This is a genomic window from Fructilactobacillus fructivorans, from assembly GCF_000814735.1.
GTDB lineage: Bacteria > Bacillota > Bacilli > Lactobacillales > Lactobacillaceae > Fructilactobacillus > Fructilactobacillus fructivorans.
In genome coordinates, this window is record NZ_JOJZ01000024.1 from 94,080 (window position 1) to 119,714 (window position 25,635).

Consider the following 25,635-nt stretch of genomic DNA (forward strand, 5'->3'; position numbering starts at 1 on the left):
AATTAATTATAACACGGTAAAATCAAAAAGAAAACGTTTTCATTAAGAAAAACTTAAAAACTTGCCGAAGCAAGTCTTAGTTAATTGGTTTAAAAGCTTGGGTGGCACGGACCGCTCTTTGCCATCCTTGGTACAATTTAGCCCGTTCAGCTTCCTTCATATCAGGGGTAAAACTCTTCCCTTCTTCATAAATGGATTGAACTTCATCTAAGTCTTTCCAAAATCCGGTTGCTAATCCACTTAAGATGGCAGCTCCAAATCCAGTGGTTTCCTCGTCACTAGCTCGTTGAACCGGAATGTTCAAAATGTCAGCCTGAAATTGCATGAGATAACTATTCCGACTGGCACCTCCGTCAGCTCGAATCTGTGGAATTGTCAGTTTCGTGTCCGATTCCATCGTGTTGATGATGTCCTTGGTCCCGTACGCAATCGATTGAAGGGTGGCCTTAACGAAGTCATCACTGTTGGTCCCTCGCGTAATGCCAAAGACCGCCCCCCTCACATTTTGGTCCCAGTATGGAGCACCAAGCCCGTTAAAGGCCGGTACGACGTAAACCTCATTGTGATCTGTCGAACGCTTAGCCGCCTGTCGTGATTCAGGGACACTGGTAATGATTTTCATCTGATCCCGTAACCAAGTTAAAGCACTTCCAGCCACAAAGATTGACCCTTCAAGTGCATATGTGATTTTCCCGTTGATACCATATGCGATGGTGGTCAGCAGGTTTTCATCAGAATACTGGGGATGATGACCAGTGTTCATCATAATAAAAGCTCCGTCACCATAAGTGTTTTCCACCATGCCCTTTGAAAAGCCCATCTGCCCAATTAAAGCGGCTTGTTGATCACCAGCAATTCCCGCAATCGGAACACTGACACCGTAAAACTGATAGTTCTCCGTAGTACCGTAGACCTCATCAGAAGCGTGGACCGTCGGGAGCATCTTCTTTGGGATGTTTAAAATACTCAGAATTTCGTCATCCCATTTTAGATCATTGATGTTAAACATCATGGTTCGACTTGCATTGGTGTAATCAGTGATGTGGTACTTACCTCCAGAAAGCTTCCAAACCAGCCAGGTATCAATGGTACCAAATAACAACTCTCCGTTTTCGGCACGCTTTTGTGACCCCGCTACGTGATCCAAGATCCACCTTAACTTGGTGGCCGAAAAGTACGAATCAATCACTAGTCCGGTCTTCTGATGAACTAAATCCTCATAACCGTCATTTTTAAGCCCCTGGGCAATGGCATTGGTCTGTTTTGACAACCACCCAATGGCGTTATAAATGGGCTTGCCTGTAACCTTATCCCACACTACCGTGGTCTCACGCTGATTAGTAATACCAACCGATGCAATGTTTTCCGGATGAATGGAAGCATCAATTAAGGCACTGGCAATCGCAGATAGAACGGAATTCCAGATCTCATTGGGATCTTGTTCTACCCATCCATCACTATTAACAATTTGAGGGACCTCTTTATAGCTTTCGATCACCTTTCGCCCGCTGTGATCATAAATGATCGCCCGGGTACTGGTCGAGCCTTGATCAATCGCTAATACATAATTTTTATTAGTGGACACCATTTTCATCCTCATTTCATCATATTTTGATATTTATACTAGCACGATTCAATCATTCCAACCACTTCTAAATTATAAAAAAAGAAAGCAGGAAAACCTGCTTTCTTGATCTCGTTATTCAAATTAACGCTTTACTTCAACTCTGATATCAGCATCAATGTCTTTGGGTTCAACCTGTTCGTCATAAGAGAAGTCAGCGTCTTTAAAGTATTCCTTGATTTCAGCGTTGATTTCGTTTAAGTCCCGAACGTCATTATCCTGCCGTTTGATAAGTAAAGTATACTGTTTGTTGTCTTCATCAACGTTTTCAAAATCATATCCAACGTCAACCGTGTTCAAAATTTCTTGAATCATTTGTCTTTCAGTCATTGCCATAATTCATTCTCTCCTTAATAAACTTCATATCCTAAGCTTATGCTATTTTCTAATATTTGTAAAATCATACCGCAAAAATCATACGAAATAAAGTCTTCATGATATAATCATTGTATTACACTGCAATTGAAAGGTGGATTCCATGAAAAATCAAAGAGTTTTAACAATTCCAACGGGTGAAAATTTCCGTGAACTAGGTGGATACCCGGCGGCCAACGGTCAAAGTGTCAAATGGCATAAGTTACTTCGGGCGGGCCATCTCGGTTTGCTTAGCAAAAGTGATTTAAAAACCCTGGAGAATTACGGGGTTCGTTATGATGTTGACTTACGAAGTAAACCTGAAGTTGATATGTTAGCTGATCAAGTTGAAACTCAAAACATTGAATATATCTTCGACCCCGTCTTTAAAGAAGATGCCACTGATAACTCTAAAACCCCAGCCGAAATGAAAGACCTCCTTGAATCCCATCCGACTTACGGACGCGACCACATGGAAAACGTCTACCGAAGTATGATTAACACTGAGCACTGTCGTCGATCTTTTTATAAGTTATTTCAAATCCTACTTAAGAATCACCAAGATGGACAGTCCGTCATCTTCCATTGTACGGCTGGAAAAGATCGCACCGGAATGTCAGCCACTTTCATTCTTTCAGCCTTAGGGGTCGATCAAAAAACAATCGAAGAGGATTACCTGTTGACCAATCAGGTATCCAAACCTGTGATTGATGCCCGGCTAGAAAAAGCCAAGGAAGAGGGCTACACTGAACCAGCCTTAAAGAGTTTACGCTTCCTTTATAGCGTTTCACCGGACTTTTTCAACGCCGCTATGGATGAAATCAACAAGTTATATGGCGGGATGAAACAATTCCTTCATCAAGGAATCGGTTTGACTGATAATGACATCAAAAAGTTGCGTGAAATTTATCTTGAATAATTCAACATTGTTAATTAAGTAAACTAATGATACGATAAATTTATTCAATTAGTTTTATATCTGGGTGTAAAGAAAATTGGCGGTTGCTGCGAGCCATGCAGGATATAAAATGAACTACCTAAAACATAACAACAAATAAGTGCAGGTACATTCGTATCTGAACGTGGGTGGTACCGCGCACAAGCGTCCCAGTAGTGAAATCACTATCGGACGCTTTTTATTTGTCCAATTATAAGGAGGAAATTATGAACATTATCGAAGACTTAAAGTGGCGGGGCGCTATTAACCAAACCACTGACGAAGCTGGACTCGAAAAACTAACTAACAAGAAGAAAATTGCTTTGTACTGTGGAGTGGATCCAACCGGTGACAGCATGCACATTGGCCATCTAATTCCCTTTATGATCATGGAACGCTTCTCACGGGCTGGCTTTCACCCCTACATCCTGATCGGTGGTGCAACTGGTTCCATCGGGGATCCTAGTGGTCGAAACACCGAACGTCCCCTTCAGACCAAAAAAATGGTGAAACACAACGTTGAGGCGCTGACGAACCAAATGAAACATCTTTTTGGAAGTGACAGTAATATTCACATCGTCAACAACTACGATTGGACGTCTAATATGTCACTCTTAGATTTCTTGCGGGACTACGGAAAACTCTTTAACGTTAACACCATGCTCTCTAAGGAAGTCGTTGCTAGTCGACTCGAGAAGGGCATTTCATTTACTGAATTTACCTACCAGATCTTGCAGGCCTTAGATTTTCTAACCCTCTACCGTGACCACGACGTTCAACTTCAAATCGGTGGTGGTGACCAATGGGGAAACATTACGGCCGGAATTGACCTGATTCATCGGATTGAGGGACAGGACGCCAAGGTCTATGGTTTAACCATCCCATTGATGCTCAAATCTGATGGCACTAAATTTGGAAAAACCGCCGGTGGTGCTGTTTGGCTTGATCCTAAAAAAACCTCACCATACGAATTCTACCAGTTCTGGCTCAACCAAAATGATGCTGATGTGATTAAGTACTTGAAGTACTTTACCTTTTTACCCCAAGCTCAAATCGATGAATTGGCCCAGAAAGTTAAGGATGAACCATGGAAGCGCGAGGCCCAAAAGACCCTCGCCCGAGAAGTTACGAAGTTTGTTCACGGCGAAGACGCTGTTAAACAGGCTGAAAACATTTCTCGTATTTTATTTCAGGGAAACGTTCAGGATTTATCCACTGAGGAAGTTAGTCAAGCCTTCAACAGTGTGCCAACCACCGAAATTAGTTCTGATCCCATTAACGTCATTGACCTGATCATTGCCGTTGGGGCCGATAAGTCCAAGCGTCAAGCACGAGAGGACGTTAATAATGGTGCAATTACCATCAACGGCAGTAAGGTGACCGACGTTGACACCACCATTCAACCCCAAGACCACTTTGATGGTCAGTTTGTAATTATTCGTCGTGGAAAGAAACGTTATTTCCTCGCCAAAGTTAAGTAAATTAATCCCAGTGTCGTGTTAAACACGGTACTGGGATTTTTGTATCAAAAAAGGACGAAGAAAAATTCTTCGTCCTTTTGCATCTTGTTTTTCGTTTGAGTAATTGTTACCTAAAAGCTAAATCTTACCAGTAATTGTGTGATGCTCTAAATTGAGCAGCTGCAGCAACTGAACCGTAGCGGGAAACAGCGTATTGACGAGCTACCCGTTCTTGGTTAGCTGGAGAGTAGTCACCATTTAAGTATGATGAAGATAATTGGTATTTACCAATGTACTGACCATTTCTGGCACTGTATGAGTTACCAGATTCCACTTGTGCGATTGATGCTAAACCAGAATCATCGCCAGTGTTACTTGCACTATTGTTGCTTGCAGCTGGTGTAGCAGCAGGCTGTGCAGTAGTGGTTGTAGTAGTTGCTTGTTGTTGTGTTTGAGCAGGTTGTGCTGCTTGTGTGGTTTGCTTTGGTGCAGCAGTGTATGAAGCATTACTACTTACCTGAGCTGTTGGTTGTTGTGTTTGAGTATTGTTGCTTTGGTAAGTCATGTTGTTTGCGTTAGTAGGTAATGTTAACTTCTCTCCGACATGAATCATGTTAACGTTGTTAAGGTGGTTAACTTTAACAATGCTGTTGACGCTAGTGTTGTGTTGCTTTGCGATTTTTGAGACTGTGTCGCCGCTCTTAACGGTAACTTGTTTAGTGTTAGTGGCAGCGTTAGCGTTGAAGCTAGCGGTCATTAATACTCCGGCTACTGTGAAAATAGATGCGAAAAGCATCTTTGCGTTTCTAGATTTTAATAAAATGATAAATCACTCCTATAAATTTTTGTTACTTCCGTTTTCTTAAAACTGAAATATACTCAAACAACAATTTCATATTCTAAATATTGATATTTACACACCAAAAACAGCAATGTTAAAAAAAAAGAATATTTTGTCACGTTGTAATCTTTATGTAACAAAAATCAAAAGAATGCCCGTTTTTCAGGATTGATATCTCATTCACAAACTCATTTTTAGCAAAAGAAAAAGCCTTCTGCCATAAAAAAAGTTATTCAAAGCATAAGACTTTCCTTAAATTCATTAAAATTAATGGTTAACTAATAGTCCATTTCAATCATTTTTCGGCTAATTTACGGTCCAAATAGTGCTCCAATTTACTCTTTGGATACACTCCGGTAACCTTTTCAACTCCCTTTCCGTTGCGAAACAGAACTAGCGTTGGAATACTCATTACCCGATATTTTTTTGCGATGTCTTGATTATCATCAACATTTAACTTCGTAAACTTGATTTTACCATCATACTTTTTTTCAAGTTCTTTCATGATGGGTGCCACCATCTTACATGGTCCACACCATGGGGCCCAGAAGTCAACTACGGTCATTGGACCCGCCGTTTCCGAGGTAAAATTATTCTGATTTAGATCCACTGTCATCGTATTTTCCCCTCCTTACGTTAATCAAATGAATTATTAAGGTCACTCCGATTGTAACAATCACCAAAATCCCAAACCATCCTGCTGGGATCTCAATATCAATCATTGGGATTGATAAAAAGAGCTTTAAAGCGATGATAATGATTAGGAAATAGGCCATGGGCTGCAATTCTGGAATCTTTTTCATCAGCATCATAATAACTTCGGCCACTCCCCGCATTGCCAAAATTCCAATCATCCCACCAATCAGTACGATAACGGGATTTGGTGAGATGGCCAAGGATGCCAAGACCGAGTCAATTGAGAAAATAATGTCCATAAATTCAATTTGAGCCACTACCCACCAAAAGTATCTCCGGGTGTGGTTCTTTTTGTTGGGCTTTACCTGATGCGTGTGACTCTTCTTATGTCGATTTTGATGCATATTATAGAAGAAACTAAAAGCAAGATAAAATAGATAAGCGGCCCCTAGGACTTTAATAATCCAAAATTTAATCAGGTACACTCCGACCCCAATGATTAAGAATCGAAAGATGTAGGCTCCCCACATTCCGTAAAATAAAGATTCTTCCTGCCATTTTTTGGTAGGAAGAACCTGGGTTTGAGCCGCTAAGACGACCGCATTATCAACGGATAAAAGACATTCAATGACTACTAATGAGAAAATAATCAGCCAGTCGTTACCAGACGAGATGACCGTCTCCCAGTTGTGTAGATCAAAAAAAGGACCATATAATTTAGCGATTAGGTCAAACAATCAAAGATTCCTCCATTTAATAATTATTAATTGCCTTAACGTCATATTTCATTAATTTGTGGTTAACAATTACCCCAATTAGCTTATTGGCGTAATCTGGATCAGTGGCATAACCATTTTTCTGCAGTAAGTTAGCCTCTTGTCTGAAACTTGTAATTCCGGTTTTCTTTAAAAACTTGGTGTTCAAAGTTTCGTTGTGATCTTCAATTGCATCGGCAACTGATGGATATTTTCGAAATTGTCCAACTTCGGTGGTCTTCTTGTTGTTGACGTACTCCGTCGTATCATAAGAAATCGACTGTCCATTATAAGTTCCCTTTATTCCGAAGGGATTATTAGCTTTCTTATAAAGCTCCGATTGTCCCCAGTTGGATTCCAAAATAGCTTGTCCAATTACAACACTTGGCAATACTTGCTGTTTTTTCTCGTAAATTTTAACGGCTGGATCACCAATCTTTTGGATGAACTCCTTATGTTGGGTCTCAATCTCTTTTTCCCGTTTCTTAGTATCATTATTCATCTGTTCCTGACGAACCTGATAAGAATGATTAATTAGCATGTGTCGAACCTTAAAGGCAGCAAACACTAACAACAGAACTACAACAATCCCAATGACGATTGCAATCCAAATATTTTTCTTTTTATTGTGTTTCACGGACAACATCTCCCTATGTGGTTATTATACCTTAGCAAATTATTTTTTGGGTAAGTATTTATAATTACTTAAAAAGTTTCTAATCTATTTATAATTACGCACTATAATAGAAGAAACTGTTTAGAAAATCGACTAATTTAACCATTTAGTGTAGTATAAAGTTATCTGAAAACATAATACTGGGAGTGGTTTGCCATTGATCAAAATTGAAAAAATCAACGACAATATTAACTGGATTAAAACCATTGATTGTCGTCCAGCTGATAAAGAAATCTTAAAAACAGAATATCATTTAAATAACGAAATGCTTTATTACGCCCTTGACCGTCACGAAAGACCGCGAGTGGAATATTACGACGATGAAGGAGTCCTTCTCTTCATTTTTGATGTCGCCGAACCAACTCGTTTTAACGGTGACGTTTCCGCCGAACCGATTGGAATCATTACTCACGGCAACATGTTGTTCACGTTTACCGCGGATAAAACTAATTTTGTAAATGAACTGATCTCATCAATCGTAAAGAAAGCCAGCAAAGAAGAGTTTGAAGCGATGCAGCCCATTGATGTGATCAACAAAACACTGTACCAACTATCCGTCCAATACTTCGATTACATCAATCAAATCAATAGTGTCAGGACCAACATTCAGCGTAACCTGCGTGGCAAAGCCAACAAAAGTGCCATCAACCATCTTTTGAATCTTCAAACTGACCTGGTCTACTTTCTGACGTCCCTTGGATCCAACAACGACATGATTAATGACTTCAAACGTCGTTTCACCATGGATCTAACCGAAGATCAAAAAGCCGCCGTTGAAGACATCAGCATCGAGCTTCAACAGGGACTCTCAATGGCTGAGATGGCCAACGCGGCCACTCAACAGGTTGCGAGTGCCTATTCCAACCTCCTTGATAGTGATCTAAATAACACCATTAAGTTTTTAACCGTTTTTTCGTTAATTTTAAGTGTTCCGAACATCGTCTTCGGTTTTTATGGTGAAAACGTGAAGTTGCCCTTTATGGATAAACCGTCAGCGTGGATCATCACAATTATCATTACGATTATATTTATTATCATCGTATTGCTCTTTTTACGCGCAAACCATTTCTTTAAGAACTAATTTAATATAAGATAAAGTTAGGGAGTAGTGAAATAAGGCGAAAGGAACATGTTGAATGAAACATTTTATAAAGACGTTACACGAAAATAGGATTTTTTCTCTAATTATCTGGCTGGTGATCATTTTTGCGGCGATTGTCAGTCTCCCCAACCTAAGTCAGGTTGTAATGGAGGCTGGTAATCCCCAGATGAGTTCCAAGACACAGATGTCCAAAGCACAAAGACTGGAAAATCAGTGGGGCGGAGGACTCGACGGTACGAAAAGTATGAACGTTGTCTACCACGCCGATAAGGGTCGGATTACCAATTCCCAGCAGAAACAAATCTACGCAAAGGTTGGTAAGATTCAGAAAAGTAACGGTAATAATGGGATTAGCCGAATTACAACGGCTCACACCAGTCCCAATGGCGCCTCTAAGTTCATTTCTGATGACCAATCCACTGAGATCGTCAACATTCAAGTCCCAGAAAGCAACGCCAAAAGCTCGAGTTTTGCGAACTCCATTCGCAGTCAGTTTAACGTTAATGATGGCCTTAAGACTTACGTCACTGGCCCGCAACTAATCAATCAGAACAACAACGAAAACATCCTCAACGTAACCAACATTGTTACGATTGCTGCTTTCGCACTTGCATTACTCTTTATTGCCATTGCATTTCGATCCATTTTGGCTCCCATTCTGTCGTTTATCACGATGATGATTGCCTACCTGGTATCGCTGAGTGCAACGGCATTGATGTCAACCAGACTAGCATTACCATATTCACCATACATTCCACTACTAACTACTTTAGTAGTCATTCTCTTTGGAACCGTTGCTAGTTTCTTCTTGTACCGCCGATTTGAATTGGTCCTTAGAAACTCAAATGATGAGGACGTCGACCCGAGTAAGGTCGCTACAAAGAGCCTTGTTTATCCCTTTACCGCAGTAGCGGTCATTACCGCCCTTGCGTTTGGGTCACTCTACATTCTTGGCTTTAGTTCTGTGAGAGCCATGGGCAGTATGGCAGTGGTTGTCATAATCACCTTACTGGCCGTTATGACCATCACACCAATGTTTATGCAGTTACTGGGACCAACCTTCTTCTGGCCCAAGAAAAAGACCCTAAAATTAGTTAATGAGGGCTTCTGGAGTAACTTAACCCACATTTCACTATGGCAACCAATTGTTGGTCTAGTAATTGCGGCGGCAATAACGGTTCCGCTAGTAGCGTTTTACCGTTCTAACGTAACTTATCTTCCAAACAATAACTTAACCGCCAAGAGTCAAGCGGAAACTGGAAGCCGGGTTCTTCAGGCCCATTTCAATCAGGGTAAGCCGACTCCGGTCACGATCTACATTAAAAATAATCAACCCTTTAATAATGACAACACCATCAGTCCAATTGACGAAGTAACCACGAAGCTTCAGTCCCAAAAGAACGTTTCCCGGGTTTACTCCGTTACCCAACCTGGTGGAACCGAAATTAACAAGTACTACCTAAGGGATCAACTAAGTAAGACCGTTTCAACTTTGAAGGGCATTAGTAACTCCTTATCAGGATCACAGCGAACCCTGAAAGGTGCTAATCGAACTCTGAAACAGAAAAACATTAAGAATCAAACCAAGTCGGTTAATGCTCTCATTAAACAACTTGACCGTATTAATAACACTAGTCAACAGGCAGAAACCAATAATTTCCATACTTTCTCTCCCCTTGAGACAGCTCAATCGTCCAAGCAGGCTGAAAAGTCTAAGGCTCTTCGAAAGAACCTTTCTCAACTTTCTGATCAATTGAGTAATACCAGTCAGAGTCTAAACAAGTTGAGTAATCAAATTTCGGATGCCCAAAACTCAGGAATTGATGCCCAAGAATCGGTTCGCCAGTATAGTAACCAGGCGGCCCGAGTTCGAAGTGAAATTGCTTCGGTCAACCGAACTTTAAAAGAAAGTAAGCGTAAATTAACCCCTATAACTGGTTACATAACCGGAGTGAAAAAGTCGAGTGCCGGTAACACCTTCTACATTTCACCACAACAGATTAATGACACTGACTTTTATCAAACCAAGTATAACTTTGCCAGTGAGAATCAAAAGATTACGAAACTAGAAGTTGAGTTCAACGATGAACCAACTGGTAACACTAATCTAAACAACATTCATAACATGCAAAACACGGTTAAGACCCAGTTGCAGAATACCAACTTAAGAAACGCAACGGTGGCCTACACCGGACAACCAATTGAAAATGCCAACGTGCAAACTAACTTCGACCGTGACTTTATGGTGGGAACCCTCATGATCTTAGCCATCTTCTTTGTTGGTCTAATCATCGTTAGTCGTTCGATCCTTCATCCATTGTGGTGGCTCATTACCTATGTAATGAGTGCCCTGGCTGGTTTACAAGCCACTCAACTCATCATGCACTACACTACCAATGATGGTCGATTAAACTGGGAAGCCTTCATTGCCATGATCGTTCCCCTCGGAATCATCGGAACGTTTGAACTCACCCTCTTAGCCGTTTCATATCGAAAACAAAATCCTGATATGTTGGGATGGCTGCATAATGGCATTCATTCGTTTGGAAAAACCGTTAGTTACGTGATGTTTGCCACTATCATTATTATGGCGTCGCTCTTCTTCAGTCTCTTACATTCACTTGACTTCATCGGATTAGCGATTATCATTACCATTATTATTTTCAACGTGATCTTGCCACTTGTCATGGGTGGACTTGGTAAATTATCCGTTACCTTGCCACTTGCTCAGTTGCATCACTTACCAGAACATAAAGCTAAAAAATAAGAATAGAGTAAAAGCCATCAGTTAAAACTGATGGCTTTTTTTATTATGCTTCAGGGTTATCTTCATGAATAGATTTAAAATAAAATCCCAATATAATCAACGATAATACCATTGACGTCAAACCGAATAACACAAAGGTTACTTGAATGTTAAGAATTTTTGAGAATGCACTAATGAATAACGATTCAAGTGCCATCAAAAGGGCCGTAATCAAATTACAAAATGACATCAGTGTGACTCTTAATTGTGGCACTACGATATCCTGTAACTCCGCATTTAGAGAAGTATCCCAAATTTCAAAAACGGAACTAAAGATCACAAACGCAACTAACGCAATGATAAAATTCGAAACTCCTAAAAATAATGACATCAATAAACCAATGACCATACTTGAGAAAATCACTTTAAGTCGACCAAATTTTGCTACCACTTTAAACACGTTGACCGAAAAAACTGCTCCAATTATTTCAACGATTGTTAGAACCAGCGCAATTCCACTAGTTTTAAAACTTGTAATCTGAGAAAGGTACAAAGAACCATACTGATACATGATTGATGCCGTAGCTTGCGAAATAGCTACTACTAAAATCAGCTTCTGATAATTTCTACTACTAAATAAGAATGACTTTAATTGTTTCAAGACACCAGGCGCATTTGGATCGGCTGTAACCTGCTTTGGTTTGATTAATACCACCGTCATGATTGAAAGAAGATGCGCTATGATTGAAGCCATGAAAACCAGTGGCCACGAAATATCCGCTAAATATCCACCAACTAAATTACTAAAAGCAATGGTACAAATCATGATGGCGTTGTAGCGTCCCCAGAATTTCTGGTAATTTTGCTCATCATCCGCTTCATAAATAATCGCTTCATCGGTCCCAGAAATCAATGAAAGACCTAACCCAAACAGCGTGAAGCCGCCAAACACTAAAAAGTGATTATGAGCTACAAAGAAAGTCGCACCATACAACACGCACATGATCTGACCTAATATTAATGTCGTCTTATAACCCAACCAATCGGCAATGATACCTGATGGTAATTCACAGACAACCTGTACGATATTAATTACTAGTTGGAGCATTGCAATCTGACCAACGGACCATCCCATGTGTTTCAAATAAAGCATCCAAATCACTAATTCAAAAGTCAAATTAGAGAAGAATGCATACGTATACATTTTCCTGATATTTTTCATAATTTCCCTCATTTTAACTTAACCATTCCGAATGAAGTTGAGGGAATTCAATCACTAATTCAGGAGAAATGATTCACCCAAATAATCAAATGAAATAAGAACTCAACTTCATTTTGCGACTATTTGGGCAAATGTGTTCCTCTGAATAAATACCGTTTGGTGCATCTGTAAAAATTTAATGTCAATTTCTAATAACTTCTTATTCATTTTATGACATCTCCTATGAAATAATGATTGTCCTGAAGTATATCTCTTTTAAATTTTAAAAACAATCACCAAAAAAAGAGTCCGCGTATCTGCGAACTCCTTTCTTTAAGTTGTTAAATTTTAAAATATAAACAAAACGGAGACGAGTATCAAAATCGATACCAACCCCAGCATTGTCAAAATGACTTTTTCAAGCAACGCCATTATTGAATGACCCTTCCTAGCACTCTACTTTTTTACTGACAATCAATATGCTACCGTACATGAGCGATTCCGTCAAAAAATCACTGAGAATCATGATTCCTCCCAGTGATTTTTAATTAATCTTCGATTGTTTTAACGCGGTATTTAACGTCTCCATTATCGCCAATATAACCATATAAACGTTTAGTATGGGCGTCGTCGAAATATCCCATGTTAGCCATCCGTTTTCCGTCAACTTCATGACATCCATGGTCAACCCGTTTAAAAAATGAATACAAAAAAGCAATCCGTGACTTAAATTGGGTTGCCTTTTGGTAGGCCGTAGTTAAGGTGTAACCGTCATCTAGATAGTATTTCATTAATTTAATAAGCACAAAATTTGAAAAATCAAACACTCGCGATGCGAGTTTCTCCACCCGCGTACTCTTAACGTATCCCCTTTTTCTCCCAATATCGGAGTTGCCGCGGTGATACGCCAGTCATCTTACTAACTTCACCAATTCGAAAGATAAAGTCTTGCATGTTAAAAGAACTTATTAGCTTGTCGTCGGTATCGTGCATTTGTCGCCTCGCCTCCACTACTTGTTGTAATCAGTGACCTTGATTTGATCGCCATCAACGCTCATCTTAGTAATACTTCCGTTTGCAGGACGCTTGGTCATGTCATATTGACCGTCAGAAAAACGTTCTACCAGACTAAGAAGGGTGTTGCCGTGACTTATCAGCAAAGCATTGTCACCATCTTTAATCTTTTTATCATGAGTAATCATTGAAAGACCTTGATCGAGACGTTTCCAATAGTCTTCCGCATTTTCAGCCATATGAAATGGATCAGCCTCTTTCATATAGTCCTTGGCGGTATTGATATTATACTTGGTAACGATGTCCTTAAAAGTGGGAACCCCGTGAGGTGCACCAGCTTCGTACCAAGCCTCATCCATATTCAGTCCTTCAAAGTAACCATAAAATTGTTCACGAAAATCAGGAGATACAACCGGCTCATTGATATCCGATGCTGAATTACCATTTAAGATAATTTTAGCGGTGTCTTCTGCCCGAGTGGTGTCACTGCAGTAGGCTTGCACAAATTTAATGTTAGATAAACGCTTAGCGGTATCTTTTGCGCCAGAAATACCCTTAGTGGTCAATGGTGAGTTACTCCATCCCTGTAACTTATTGAAAATATTAAAATATGTCTGTCCGTGTCGGACAACATACAAAGTAAATTTTGCCATAGTGTCTCCTCCTTCATTCACCCCTTAAGTATATCACTTGTGAGCTTTAACTTTTCTCTAAGATTCCTATCGATCCTACCCAAATTTAAGAAATCTGATAAGATAGAGGTTGGACTTAAAAAGGGGACTTTATACCTTGAAAACGATTAAGAAGATTCTGTCCAAATGCAATACTAGAATTGGATTTTTTGTCTTACTAGTAGTGCTTTTTTGGGCTAAAACTATATACGCATACTTTACTGATTTTAATCTGGGAGTCGATAGCGGTTTTCAACTGTTTCTCCTCCTAATTAATCCCATTGCAACCGCCGTACTCATGTTGGGTCTGGCTCTCTACTTAAAGCCAGCCAAACTTTTTTATCCAGCCATTTTATTTCTGGATTTCCTAAACACGGTACTCTTATACCTCAACGTCATTTATTTCCGAGAATTTACCGACTTCATGACGGTTTCCACCATGACTGGTTACTCCAAGGTCAACCAGGGATTAAGCGGGAGCTCATTAGCGCTTACCTCACCCCATGATGTCTTTTACTGGGTTGACATTATAGCTGTCATCTTACTTTTGTTATTCCGGGTGATCAAAATTGATAAGCGACCACTGAAAGCCAGCGTTGGTTTTGCGGTTTTCTCCTTAGGATCATTGATGCTGGTTGGAAACATCACCCTGGCCGACATGGATCGGCCCCAGTTGCTTACCAGAACGTTTGACCGAACTTACATTGTTAAGTACCTAGGCCTAGATTCATTTACCGTCTATGACGGCATTAAGTCCCAACAGACTAACAACATGCGAGCCAACGCCAACAAGTCTGACCTAACGGGAATTCTCAAGTTTAATAAAGAACATTATGCGGCTCCCAATAAAAAAATGTATGGGATGGCTAAGGGTAAAAACGTCATCATCATTCATCTAGAAAGTTTTCAACAGTTCACAATTGATAAAAAAATTAACGGACAGGAAGTAACTCCTTTCCTTAACAAGCTGTATCACAGTAAGTCAACCTATTCATTTGATAACTTCTTCCATCAAGTAGGACAAGGAAAGACTTCCGATGCCGAAAATATGCTCGAAACCAGTACCTATGGATTACCACAGGGATCCCTTTTCGCCCAACTTGGAAGTGACAACACCTTCCAGGGGGCTCCTGCCATTCTGGGTCAAAAGGGATACACGTCCGCCGTCTTCCATGGAAACGTTGCTAGCTTCTGGAACCGGAATAACACGTATAAGAACTTGGGTTACGATTACTTCTTCGATGCGAGCTACTATGACACTTCCGGTGATAAGTCCACCGGATATGGATTAAAGGATAAGTTACTCTTTAGAGATTCAACGAAGTACCTCCAACACTTGCAACAACCGTTCTACGCTAAGTACATTACAGTTACTAATCACTTCCCTTATCAGCTTGACGATGAGGATCAAAAGGATTCTGACTTTAAGGCTCCAGACACCAATGACCAAGCCGTCAACAACTACTTTGTAACGGCTCACTATCTGGACCAATCAGTTCAGGAATTGTACGCCTACCTTAATAAGGCCGGCCTCCTTAAGAATTCCGTCATCGTTCTGTATGGAGATCACTATGGGTTATCCAACTCTGAAAACACGAGTTTAGCTCCGTTGCTTGGCAAAGATCCAAATAACTGGAACGATTTTGACAACGCTCAGCTCCAACGAGTGCCCTTTATGATTAACATGCAGGGAATTAAGAATGGTCACGTTGACCACACTTACGGAGGCGAAATTGACGTTCTCCCTACCCTCATGCACTTGCTTGGAATCAGTTCCAAAAAGTACATTCAGTTTGGAACCGATCTCTTCTCCAAACATCATGATCAGGTAGTGGCCTTCAGAAACCGTGATTGGGTTTCTCCTGAATATACTTCCGTTAACGGAACCGTCTATGACAACAAGACTCAGAAGGTGATCCACCCTGATAAGAAATTGAAGCAGAAATTTGAGAAGACCCAAAATAAAGTGAACGAGGAACTCTCCTTGTCCGACACTTTAAACGAACAAAATCTCCTTCGTTTCTATCATCCCAAGGGCTTCAAACCGGTCAATCCTCAGAAGTACAACTACGCTAATAGTTTAGATCATGAGGAAAATATCGAGAAGAAGCTGGGTAAGGCTTCAACTAGTCTTTACTCTAAGAATCATGATAAGAGCACCACGAAGTTGTACCATACTGATGCACCAGAAATTTATCATGGCTCAACTGATTCTAATCGGATTCAAATCACTAATCCTGATTCAAATAAAGAATAATCTAAAACCACATCACCTGATGTGGTTTTTTTGATGATCATCAACGCTTTAAACGTGTGCTATAATGCGGTCAATACTGGAAATGGAGGCTTTACAATGACCCAATATACAGTTACCCAAAGAGCTAACCAATATAAACAACCACGGGGAGGATTTATTCCCGTCGCAAGCTTGAACACTAAGCAATTTAAAGACGATGAATTTCTACCGATTGCTTCCGAAAACATCACCCCGAGCTTCATGGGCCTAGTAGTCGATTACCTGACCCGATTCGAAGTTACTGGAGACGTCGTGGGTTCCTTCGGCATTCCTGAGATTGGTGCACATAACGTTGATCTCCTGGCAGCCCAAAAGACCGGCCATCCTTACAACGGTAATATGAAACGTTTTAAGGAACTAACAAGTCAAATTAAGGGCTTGGATGATCAGAGCATTCAGTGTGCCATTCAGCTGGTTAACTACGACATTGCCTATCGCATGGATCCTTCCTACTACGTTCCCCGCCCCAAGTATCAAGCAAACCAAGTGACCTTGGAGCACGTCCAAAAAATGGTTAAACGTGGAGCGCAGTTTTTACACGCCGCTGCCAAGGGTGGCCCCATAATGGTGGATTTTGATTTTCCGGGTGCTTATACCAAGACGGTGGTTAATGGTGACGGTGACTACCTCACTAAAAGTGGCCTCTGGGACTTCAAAGTTTCCAAGGCTAAACCCACCAACAAGTTTACCCTCCAAATCTTGATGTACTACATCATGGGGATGCACTCCGAAAATCAATCATATTTTGAAACGGTTAAACAGCTGGGGTTATTTTATCCCCGCCAAAACCTGCTGTATTTGATTAACGTTTCTGACATTTCCAAATCAACCATGGCAACGGTAACCAACGATGTCATCGGATATTAAAAAGCTTCTATCTAAATGGATAGAAGCTTTTTTGTTAATTCTGATTCGCAATGGCCTGAACAATTACCACGTGACCCTTCAATTCATAATCTTTAACTTGTACGGGTAAAATATAAGTATCACCCTTCTTAACTGGATATGCTGTCCCATTAACAACTAGGGTTCCATCGCCATCAACCACCACGTTAACGGAATAGGTAGTTACGTCCTTAATTTTAGTGTCATTTTCCACGGCAATCTGATAGACGTTAAAGTATTTTGACTTTAGTAGCCGTAGTCGATCGGGATTGTCAGGATCTGGAACCCGTTTGGTTTGATCCTTTGCGGGTAAAACATTGGGAGTATTGGTAACCTTAATCGCATCGTCAATCTGGAGGGTCCGTTTTTTGCCAGTCTTCTGATTAACCCGATCAAAATCATAGAAGCGCAACGTATTGTCAGAATTTTGTTCGACTTCAAGTGCCACAATCCCCGCTCCAAGCGAATGAAGGGTACCAGCCGGAACGTAAATCATTTCACCGGGTTGGACGGTCTGCGTCTCTAAAATCTGATCAAGTTCATGATGTTTAATCGCATCCCGAATCTCATCCTTGCTTGTTGCCGAATGGCCATAGTAAACCTGCGAATCCAGTTTGGCATCCAAAATGTACCAACACTCGGTCTTTCCGTTTCTTTCATTAAAATACTTCTGAGCGTTCTCATCACTCGGATGAACTTGGATGGACAAGTTTTCCTTAGCATCCAGAATTTTGACAAGTAACGGAAAAGCGACGTGAGCCGGATGACCACCAAATAGTTCAGGATGTTTCTTCCAAGTTTCTTTCAGGGTCTGTCCGTCGTACGGTTCGTTTTCGACCACTGACAGATCATTACCATAGGTGGACGCAATCCAAGCTTCCCCAACATGATCACTATTTAGCTGATAATGATAGCGCCTCAGTTCGGTGCCACCCCACATTTTATCCTGTAAGACAGGTTTTAAAAATAACGGAATTACCTTGGTTGTCATGATTTCACTCCTTCAGTTAAGAAATTACAATCAACACCATCATAGCATCATGTTAACGTTTTCACAACATTACCAAGGTTAATTTCAACAAGTTCCTTAATTTATTTTCGATGCAATGAAGTACTGTGAACAGGACCCCTTCGATCAGGATAAATTTCCTTCATCAAAACGTTAATAGCCGTTGGCGCCTCACCAAAGCCCGTTGCGATCAAGTCTTGCTTACCAGGATAAGTAATCTGATCCCCGATGGCAAACACTCCCGGCACACTCGTCTCAAACGTCTGGTTAACCTCGATTAAACGATGATCCAACGCTGGTTGAATCTGCCACTCTTTGAGTTGCCGATTATTAGAAATGAAGCCGTAGTTCACTACCAGGTCATCAACCATCATCGCCATCTCATCGTCTTCCGTCTTGACTTTCTTGCTGGTGACTTTCAGTCGATTGTCAACTTCATCCAATCGTTTAATTAAATATGGCGTAACGACCTTAACTGATGACTCTTTTAAGCGATCCACCATGTATTCAAGACCACGAAATTCGTCACGACGATGAAGTAGGTACACCTTACTAGCAACCTTCTCCAGCATAAGTGCCATGTCAACGGCCGAATCACCGCCCCCAGCCACCATGACGTCCTGATCCTTAAACTGATTTAAATCATTGATACTATAAAAGAGGCGTTTCCCGGTCAACTCCTTGGCGTTATCAGCCCGCAACTCACGTGGTTTAAAGGCCCCATTTCCGGTCGCAATTATCACGGTCTTACTTTTGGTGACCCCATGATTCGTCTCAATCTCAAAATAATCATCTTTTTTGACCACGTCAGTAACCTTGGTATCAACTTTCTGATCAACATCCATCGTATCTAGTTGTTTCTGAAGTCGGGTAATGAGTTCATCACCCGTGACCCCAACAAACCCCGCAACATCTAAAATGGTCTTTTCGGGGTACAGGGCTTTCACCTGTCCTCCAAGTTCAGGAAGACTTTCAATAATCTGGGTTTGGGCATCCCGTAACCCCGCGTAAAAGCCCGCAAACATGCCGACGGGGCCCCCGCCGATAATCGTAATGTCGTACATCTTTTCCATTTTTATCACTCTTTATCTAAATTTAACTTCAACCAAAGTTTACCATGCCAATTAGAAATAATGAAAATCAATCCATTTTCTGTCGCATTTTACTCAAGTTTAAAGTATTATAAAGTTGTACTGGAACTGAAGTTAGACAGGAGGACTTTAAATGAGTACCAGAAAAATGATTCTAGACCTTGACACTGGAATTGATGACTCAATGGCTTTAACCTATGCGGTTGGCGATCCAGCGATCGATTTAATTGGGGTTGTTGCTTCATACGGTAATATCGAAGCGGAACGAGCTGCGGTTAATACTTTAAAGATTTTAGACTTACTTGGTGCTTCAAGCGTTCCGGTCTTCATTGGAGAAACTCATCCCCTAAGTGAAGATTACGTGCGCATGCAGGTCAGTGCTGATATTCACGGTGAAAATGGGATTGGGGACGTTACTCTTCCTGATCCAAGTGGCGCCGTTCAAGACCAAAACGGAGTCGACTTCATGATCGAATCCGCCCAAAAATATGGCAACGATTTAACCATTGTCCCCACTGGTCCTCTTACTAACCTAGCCAAAGCGATCAAACAAGCTCCTAAGGCAATGGCAAAAGTTGGCAACGTTACCCTAATGGGTGGCGCTTTAACCGTCCCTGGAAACGTCACTCCGGTTGCCGAAGCCAACATCAATCAGGATGCCATTTCGGCTAACGAGGTCTTTACCAGTAACTTAAACATCAACATGGTGGGTCTTGATGTAACCCTTCGGACCCTTTTGACTAAGAAAGAAACCCAACAGTGGCGTGATTCTGGAACGACAGCTGGTAAAAAGATGGCTGATATCGTTGATTTCTACATCAATATCTACGCTGATATGTATCCAGAACTTGGTGGATGCTCCTTACACGATCCACTAGCCGTTGGTGTGGCGGTTGATCCTAGTTTCGTCAAGTTCATTGATATGAACATGGTGGTCACCACCAAGCCTGACGCATACTACGCCCGCACAATTGGTGACAAGAATCGTTTAGACGATCCCAATACCAACGTTAAGGTGGCCGTGGCGGTTAATTCCAAACGGTACTTAAAAGAATTTATGAAGAATATGAATAACGCGTTTGCGACAATGTAAAACGGACTAAAAAATGAGCTAAACAATCGTTTAGCTCATTTTTTATTGCATATAATGCCTATTTCACTTTAAAATACTTCTGCAAGAAAGCAGCTACCCCATCATCATCATTCGACGTGGTTACGTCCGTCGCGATCTTTTTGATTGGTTCCTGGGCGTTGGCCATAGCAACTCCAACTTGCGCCTTCTTGATCATGCCAGCATCATTTTCGGCATCCCCAAACGCCATCAAGTTAGAAAAGTCATCACCATAATGACTCAGAAGGGCTCCCAGTCCATAAGCCTTATCAACGTTAGGAGCCAAAAACTCTAAGATTTTGGGCTGTGAACGCACGATATGATAATGGTCCCGAACGGTTGCTGGCATATCCTTGACGGCTCGATCCAACACGTCTGGTTCGGCCGCAATAACCGCCTTCGAATAACTTTCATCGGGCATTTCAGAAAACTTCGTTGGTACAAATTGCATATCAGCATTCAACAATTGTTGGTAAATGGATGGTTTGAGATCAGAAATGGGATAAACCTGAGTGAAATCCAGAATATCTAACGGAAAAACATTCTTTTTAGCATATTCATACAACGGTTTGAACGCATCCCGGTTCATCCCACGTTTAAACAACTCATGCTTATCGGTATTACGAACCACTAAACCACCATTGAAGGTAATGGTGTAGTCATCAGGATCATCAAGGCCCAGTTGTTTAATGTATTTCCAAATGGCATTGATCGGTCGTCCGGTACAAAGAACCACTTTAATACCCTGTTGATGTAACTTTTTTAGTTCGGCTTCATTTACTTTACTGATCTTCTTATCACTGGTAAGCAGCGTATTGTCGAGATCGAGTGCGATCATTTTAATCATTTTTATTCCTCGTTATTTATATTATTTATAAAAAAACGCCCAACTGGGCGTTTTCTTTGTTTAAGAAGTCAACTTTGACTCTAATTGTCTCAACTCTGCCTCACGAACATCGCGTGGTAAGAATCGTCTAATTTCTTCTTCGTTGTAACCAACCTCAAGTCGTTTGTCATCAAAGATAATCGGACGCTTGATTAGGTCGGGGTACTTAACTAATAGATCAACTAATTCTGTCAAAGATAAATCATCTAAGTTAAGATGAAGTTTCTTAAAAACGTTTGATCTTGTTGAAATAATATCTTCACTACCATTTTCCGTTAAACGAAGAATTTGTTTTACCTCGTCAGCGTTAAGTGGGTTAGAATTAATGTTTCGTTCCTTAAATGGGATATTATGATCTTTCAACCAAGCACGTGCTTTTCGACTTGATGCGCTGCTTGGTGCAACATATAAATTCAACATATAATAACCTCCTCATGTCTAACATTGAACATGATGCGTTTAAATAGGTACACGTGTACTTATTAAACAACTAAATTGTATCATATATCCCGACTTCGTCAACGGTCTTTTGAACTTAAATAAAGCCCGATTTCTAGGTTTTATTTACACTTTCGTTAATAAATATTATAATTTTATTATATAAAAGGGAGAGGCCAAACTATGAAACTCAAAATACTATGTACGAGCGATATTCACGGTTATTTAGCGCCAACAAATTACGTTAAACCAAATGAAAACATGCCCTTTGGTTTAGAAAAGGCAGCAACTACAATTAAGCAGGAACAAAAAGATTCCGACCACACTTTAATTTTAGATGATGGTGATTTTTTGGAGGGCTCGCCTCTTGCCTACTATTCGGCTGAAGTCGTTAAACATCCGAGTGCCAAACCCATTAATGCGGCATACGACACGATTAACTATGATTTTGGTTCCCTTGGAAATCACGAATTTAACTATGGTCAAGCTTATCTTAAAGACACCATTCAAAACACCAAGCGCCAGTTTGTGTGTGCCAACATTTTAAACAAAAATGGCGAACCAGCGTTTGGCAAACCATATGCCATAAAGGACTTTGGTGATCTAAAAGTCGGCGTACTAGGACTGACCACCCAGGCCATTAATCAGTGGGAAAATAAGGCCAATGTCAAGGGACTTCAGTTCAAGTCAGGACTTGAGACGGCACAAAAATACGTTCCAATTATGAAAAAAGAGGCTGACATTATTGTCGTTCTGTATCATGGTGGCTTTGAACGCGATAAAGCGGGCAAACTCAGTGAAAAGTTTACCGGTGAAAATGAAAGTTATCAAATCTTAGAACAAGTTCCTGGAATCGATGCGTTAGTCACTGGTCATCAACATCGCAAGTTAGCCAATCATCTCTTCGGCGTCCCATACGTTCAACCTGGTCATCGCGGAAATTACGTGGGTAAGATCACTCTTGATATTGATGACGATAAAAAAGTTACCGACAGTGACGCTAAACTCATCTCAACAGCGCAAAACAAACCCTATCAACCAACTAAGAACATTGTCGATCCCATTGATCAACAAGTTGAACGGTGGCTCTCAAAGCCACTTTCCAAAATTAACGGTAGTCTTCGTTACAAGGACCCGTTTAAAGTTCGGACCCAAGGTTCATCGTTTATCAACTTCATTCAAAGGGTACAAATGGAAACCATGGGGGTCGACATTTCGGCCACTGCCCTTTTCACCGATGAGGCCCATGGATTCGAAAATCCCATCACCATGCGTAACATCATTACCAATTATGTTTACCCGAACACCCTCGCCGTATTGAACATTACCGGTAAGGATCTAAAAGCCGCCCTTGAAAAGACGGCCGAATACTTCGCTTTAAAAGACAAACAGATCATTGTTAACCCAGCCTACAGTTATCCCAAACACAGGGATTACAACTATGACATGTACGCTGGCATTGATTACACCATCGACGTCTCCAAACCAGTTGGGTCACGAATCACGAATCTGACCTATCACGGTCGTCCCGTAAAAGATCAGCAACCACTTAAAATCGTCCTAAACGCATATCGCGCTGTCGGTGGCGGTCACTACTCCATGTACGATGAAAGCAAGATTGTCTCTTACAACACCATTACCATGAGTAATCTCATTGCCAAGTATCTTCAAAGTCATCCAATCATCGATGCCAACAACCGCCAAAACTTTAAAGTTATTTCATAAAAAAATTCCTTATCACTTTAATTTACGTGATAAGGAATTTTTTTATCCAGCTTTTTTCTTTTTATTATTTTTAGGCTTACCGCCAACGTACTGAACCGCCTGAAGTTGTCTAATCGTCGTCACTTTAATCTTACCAGGATACGTTAACTCATCCTCGATTTGATCCTTAACCTCATTGGTTAATTCGTCGCTGCCAGCATCGTCAACCTTTTTCGGGTCAACCATGATTCGGATCTCTCGACCCGCTTGAATGGCATAACTATCTTTAACACCGGGATGTTCGTTCGCAATCTTTTCGAGACTCTTCAAACGATTAATGTACTCTTCCACAGACTCACTTCGGGCGCCCGGTCTAGCCCCTGACATCCCATCAGCCACTGCAACTAAGACGGCGTATGGATTATCAGGTTCAACGTCACCATGATGAGAAGCAATCGAATTAATCACAATGGGATCTTCATCATAGGCTTCGGTCAACTTCACACCAAGTTCAACGTGGGTTCCAGCAACCTCGCGATCAATCGCTTTTCCAATATCATGAAACAATCCGGCCCGTTTGGCCATTCGGACGTCTAATCCTAGTTCCGCAGCCATGACAGCTGATAGTTCCGCTACTTCAACGGAATGTTCAAGAACATTTTGACCATACGAGGTCCGAAACTTAAGGCGTCCGACCGTCTTCATCAGATCAGGATGGACCCAACCTAGGTGTAAGTGACTTACAGTCATCTCACCGGTCTTTCGGAGTTCATCTAAAACATCCTGTTGTGTCTGATTGACTTCGTTTTCAATCACACCATTGTTCACCTGCTTGATAGCCAGTAAATCATTAATCGAATTCCTCGTAATTTCCCTTCGAACGGGATCATTAGTACTAATGATTAGAGTTTCTGGATTTTCAGGATCAAAGATTAAATCAACTCCAGTCAGAGTCTCAATCAAGCGTAATCGCTGATCATCTTTTCCAGCAATCTTGGCACGCATCCCCGCGTCTGGAATGATAACCGAACGTTCAATATGATCTCTTGGAACATCGATAGGACCACTTTGAACGGCCTCAATCATTAAATTCTGAGCCTGCTTGGCTGCATTTAACGTCACTAGGTCGTTATTTTCTTTCACAGTGGTATCAAAGTCTCGTTTTAAGTCAGCTTCAAGGCTCGCCAAAACGAGCTGCTTAGCTTGATCCTCCGTTAGCTCACCACGTTCGTGGATGACCTGTCTTCGTTGTTCCTCAAGTTTAACAACATCATTGCGCGCCTTTTTTAAGTTTTCCACCAGCAAACCGTTATTATTCTTCTTGGTTGCTAACGCAGCTTCTGATTTATCTAATCGAGCGATGGAAGTTTCTAGGCTCTTTTCTCTGTGGTCAACTCGCACCGTCCGACTCTGATTCTCTTTTACCTGGGCGTTGAGCTCGCCCTCTTCTTCTTTTCGATACTGTTCAGCAGATGCTTTACTCTTACTTTCGAGCTTTCTTTTGGTATCATCGATCTTAACTTGGTTATCATCTTTGATCTTGTCAGCAGCATTTCTAGCCGTTGCAAGCCCCTTGTAAACGTGGTTTCTGCGGATATAATAACCGACTCCCGCACCGCCAAGGATTGCGATAATAACCACAATGGAAGTTATCAATTGGACACTTCCTTTCTTTTCAATTCATTTTCATCTAATTAAATAATAACATTTAAATCTTTATTTTAAAATAAGTCACTCGTGCTTTTTGATGATATCATGAAGTATAATGGTATTAAGGAGTGATTCTATGTTTCCTGAAAGACTCAGAGCTTTACGAACCGGTCAGAAAATCACGCTAACTGACCTTGCAACTGGATTAAACACCATGTTTCCCACTGACAAAGAGCACGAGAATACGGCTTCCCAGATTGGTAACTGGGAACGTGGGATTCGTAATCCTTCTTATATTGAAGTGAAAAAGTTAGCCGAATTTTTTGGTGTGTCAATGGACTATCTAAGTGGTCGCGTTGATCATGAGGAGTCGGATCTTTCCAAGTTATTTATCTCCGGAAAGCAACTCTTCTTTAACGGTGAAGCCATCAATAATAACGATCGCTACGAGATCTTTCAGTTGATTAACGGGTATCTTCACGGGAAACAAAACCGCGGCGATGACCATGAAAATCAACAGGAATCGCTTGATTTACATTACTAAGGAA

The 25,635-nt window shown here is 41.0% G+C and carries 24 protein-coding genes; 9 read left to right on the forward strand and 15 right to left on the reverse strand.

The window, feature by feature from the left end; translation table 11 throughout:
• Positions 1–76: 76 nt before the first annotated feature.
• A complete protein-coding gene (gene glpK / locus LfDm3_RS06220) occupies positions 77–1,588 on the reverse strand; it encodes a glycerol kinase GlpK (RefSeq protein WP_039145063.1) in 1,512 nt (503 codons plus the stop codon).
• Positions 1,589–1,708: 120 nt separating this feature from the next.
• Positions 1,709–1,960, reverse strand: a complete 252-nt coding sequence (locus LfDm3_RS06225; RefSeq protein WP_010022943.1) for a hypothetical protein — start codon at positions 1,958–1,960, stop codon at positions 1,709–1,711.
• Positions 1,961–2,102: 142 nt separating this feature from the next.
• Here LfDm3_RS06225 and LfDm3_RS06230 point away from each other — a divergent pair, with 142 nt between their 5' ends.
• Together LfDm3_RS06230 and tyrS are read left to right on the forward strand one after the other, a co-directional pair.
• On the forward strand, positions 2,103–2,897 hold the full coding sequence (locus tag LfDm3_RS06230; protein ID WP_039145065.1) for a tyrosine-protein phosphatase: 795 nt from the start codon (positions 2,103–2,105) through the stop codon (positions 2,895–2,897).
• Between the two features lie 245 nt (positions 2,898–3,142).
• A complete protein-coding gene (gene tyrS / locus LfDm3_RS06235) occupies positions 3,143–4,396 on the forward strand; it encodes a tyrosine--tRNA ligase (RefSeq protein WP_039145067.1) in 1,254 nt (417 codons plus the stop codon).
• A 124-nt stretch (positions 4,397–4,520) separates the two neighbouring features.
• Here the strand turns inward: tyrS and apf are convergent, their stop codons facing one another.
• The 4 genes from apf to LfDm3_RS06255 all read right to left on the reverse strand — a co-directional run bounded on the left by apf (position 4,521) and on the right by LfDm3_RS06255 (position 7,253).
• The gene (gene apf, locus LfDm3_RS06240; protein ID WP_039145070.1) at positions 4,521–5,171 is read right to left on the reverse strand and encodes an aggregation-promoting factor; all 651 of its coding nucleotides are present in this window, start codon (positions 5,169–5,171) and stop codon (positions 4,521–4,523) included.
• A 340-nt stretch (positions 5,172–5,511) separates the two neighbouring features.
• A complete protein-coding gene (trxA, locus tag LfDm3_RS06245) occupies positions 5,512–5,832 on the reverse strand; it encodes a thioredoxin (RefSeq protein ID WP_039145073.1) in 321 nt (106 codons plus the stop codon).
• Positions 5,807–6,589, reverse strand: coding sequence for a TerC family protein (locus LfDm3_RS06250; RefSeq protein ID WP_039145075.1), 783 nt, complete (start codon positions 6,587–6,589; stop codon positions 5,807–5,809). Before LfDm3_RS06250 ends, trxA begins: the two co-directional genes overlap by 26 nt.
• A 16-nt stretch (positions 6,590–6,605) precedes the next feature.
• Positions 6,606–7,253: a glycoside hydrolase family 73 protein gene (locus tag LfDm3_RS06255; protein ID WP_039145077.1), complete on the reverse strand. Its 648-nt coding sequence runs from the start codon at positions 7,251–7,253 to the stop codon at positions 6,606–6,608.
• Between the two features lie 187 nt (positions 7,254–7,440).
• Here LfDm3_RS06255 and LfDm3_RS06260 point away from each other — a divergent pair, with 187 nt between their 5' ends.
• Positions 7,441–8,364, forward strand: coding sequence for a magnesium transporter CorA family protein (locus LfDm3_RS06260; protein WP_039145079.1), 924 nt, complete (start codon positions 7,441–7,443; stop codon positions 8,362–8,364).
• A gap of 55 nt (positions 8,365–8,419) precedes the next feature.
• On the forward strand, positions 8,420–11,152 hold the full coding sequence (locus LfDm3_RS06265) for an MMPL family transporter (protein WP_039145081.1): 2,733 nt from the start codon (positions 8,420–8,422) through the stop codon (positions 11,150–11,152).
• A 43-nt stretch (positions 11,153–11,195) separates the two neighbouring features.
• On the opposite strand, the gene LfDm3_RS06270 is transcribed toward LfDm3_RS06265, so the two are convergent.
• From LfDm3_RS06270 to LfDm3_RS06280, 4 genes are all read right to left on the reverse strand, one after another.
• A complete protein-coding gene (locus LfDm3_RS06270; RefSeq protein ID WP_039145083.1) occupies positions 11,196–12,353 on the reverse strand; it encodes an MFS transporter in 1,158 nt (385 codons plus the stop codon).
• Positions 12,354–12,880: 527 nt separating this feature from the next.
• Positions 12,881–13,138 (reverse strand): hypothetical protein, encoded by a 258-nt coding sequence (locus LfDm3_RS06795; RefSeq protein WP_156112369.1) that lies wholly within the window; start codon positions 13,136–13,138, stop codon positions 12,881–12,883.
• A gap of 52 nt (positions 13,139–13,190) precedes the next feature.
• Positions 13,191–13,325, reverse strand: coding sequence for a MerR family DNA-binding transcriptional regulator (locus tag LfDm3_RS06985; RefSeq protein WP_082019979.1), 135 nt, complete (start codon positions 13,323–13,325; stop codon positions 13,191–13,193).
• Positions 13,326–13,342: 17 nt separating this feature from the next.
• Positions 13,343–13,999, reverse strand: coding sequence for a histidine phosphatase family protein (locus tag LfDm3_RS06280; protein ID WP_010022960.1), 657 nt, complete (start codon positions 13,997–13,999; stop codon positions 13,343–13,345).
• 136 nt (positions 14,000–14,135) lie between these two features.
• Here LfDm3_RS06280 and LfDm3_RS06285 point away from each other — a divergent pair, with 136 nt between their 5' ends.
• Both LfDm3_RS06285 and LfDm3_RS06290 read left to right on the forward strand, forming a co-directional pair.
• On the forward strand, positions 14,136–16,274 hold the full coding sequence (locus LfDm3_RS06285) for an LTA synthase family protein (protein ID WP_039145085.1): 2,139 nt from the start codon (positions 14,136–14,138) through the stop codon (positions 16,272–16,274).
• Positions 16,275–16,370: 96 nt separating this feature from the next.
• Positions 16,371–17,180 carry a hypothetical protein gene (locus LfDm3_RS06290; RefSeq protein WP_039145087.1) on the forward strand — a complete coding sequence of 270 codons (810 nt, stop codon included), beginning with the start codon at positions 16,371–16,373 and terminating at the stop codon, positions 17,178–17,180.
• Positions 17,181–17,214: 34 nt separating this feature from the next.
• On the opposite strand, the gene LfDm3_RS06295 is transcribed toward LfDm3_RS06290, so the two are convergent.
• The gene (locus LfDm3_RS06295) at positions 17,215–18,189 is read right to left on the reverse strand and encodes a type I phosphomannose isomerase catalytic subunit (RefSeq protein ID WP_039145089.1); all 975 of its coding nucleotides are present in this window, start codon (positions 18,187–18,189) and stop codon (positions 17,215–17,217) included.
• 101 nt (positions 18,190–18,290) lie between these two features.
• A complete protein-coding gene (locus LfDm3_RS06300) occupies positions 18,291–19,280 on the reverse strand; it encodes an NAD(P)/FAD-dependent oxidoreductase (protein ID WP_082019980.1) in 990 nt (329 codons plus the stop codon).
• Positions 19,281–19,431: 151 nt separating this feature from the next.
• On the opposite strand from LfDm3_RS06300, the gene LfDm3_RS06305 reads away from it, so the two are divergent.
• On the forward strand, positions 19,432–20,391 hold the full coding sequence (locus tag LfDm3_RS06305; protein ID WP_039145092.1) for a nucleoside hydrolase: 960 nt from the start codon (positions 19,432–19,434) through the stop codon (positions 20,389–20,391).
• Positions 20,392–20,449: 58 nt separating this feature from the next.
• Here the strand turns inward: LfDm3_RS06305 and LfDm3_RS06310 are convergent, their stop codons facing one another.
• Both LfDm3_RS06310 and spx read right to left on the reverse strand, forming a co-directional pair.
• A complete protein-coding gene (locus LfDm3_RS06310) occupies positions 20,450–21,256 on the reverse strand; it encodes a Cof-type HAD-IIB family hydrolase (RefSeq protein ID WP_039145093.1) in 807 nt (268 codons plus the stop codon).
• 60 nt (positions 21,257–21,316) lie between these two features.
• On the reverse strand, positions 21,317–21,715 hold the full coding sequence (gene spx / locus LfDm3_RS06315) for a transcriptional regulator Spx (protein WP_010022968.1): 399 nt from the start codon (positions 21,713–21,715) through the stop codon (positions 21,317–21,319).
• A 201-nt stretch (positions 21,716–21,916) separates the two neighbouring features.
• Here spx and LfDm3_RS06320 point away from each other — a divergent pair, with 201 nt between their 5' ends.
• Positions 21,917–23,458, forward strand: a complete 1,542-nt coding sequence (locus LfDm3_RS06320) for a bifunctional metallophosphatase/5'-nucleotidase (protein ID WP_039145095.1) — start codon at positions 21,917–21,919, stop codon at positions 23,456–23,458.
• Between the two features lie 42 nt (positions 23,459–23,500).
• On the opposite strand, the gene rny is transcribed toward LfDm3_RS06320, so the two are convergent.
• Entirely contained in the window at positions 23,501–25,093 is a 1,593-nt protein-coding gene (gene rny, locus LfDm3_RS06325) for a ribonuclease Y (protein ID WP_039145097.1), read from the reverse strand.
• A 130-nt stretch (positions 25,094–25,223) separates the two neighbouring features.
• On the opposite strand from rny, the gene LfDm3_RS06330 reads away from it, so the two are divergent.
• Complete coding sequence (locus LfDm3_RS06330; protein ID WP_010022974.1) at positions 25,224–25,631, forward strand: helix-turn-helix domain-containing protein; 408 nt, start codon at positions 25,224–25,226, stop codon at positions 25,629–25,631.
• The last annotated feature ends 4 nt before the right edge of the window (positions 25,632–25,635 follow it).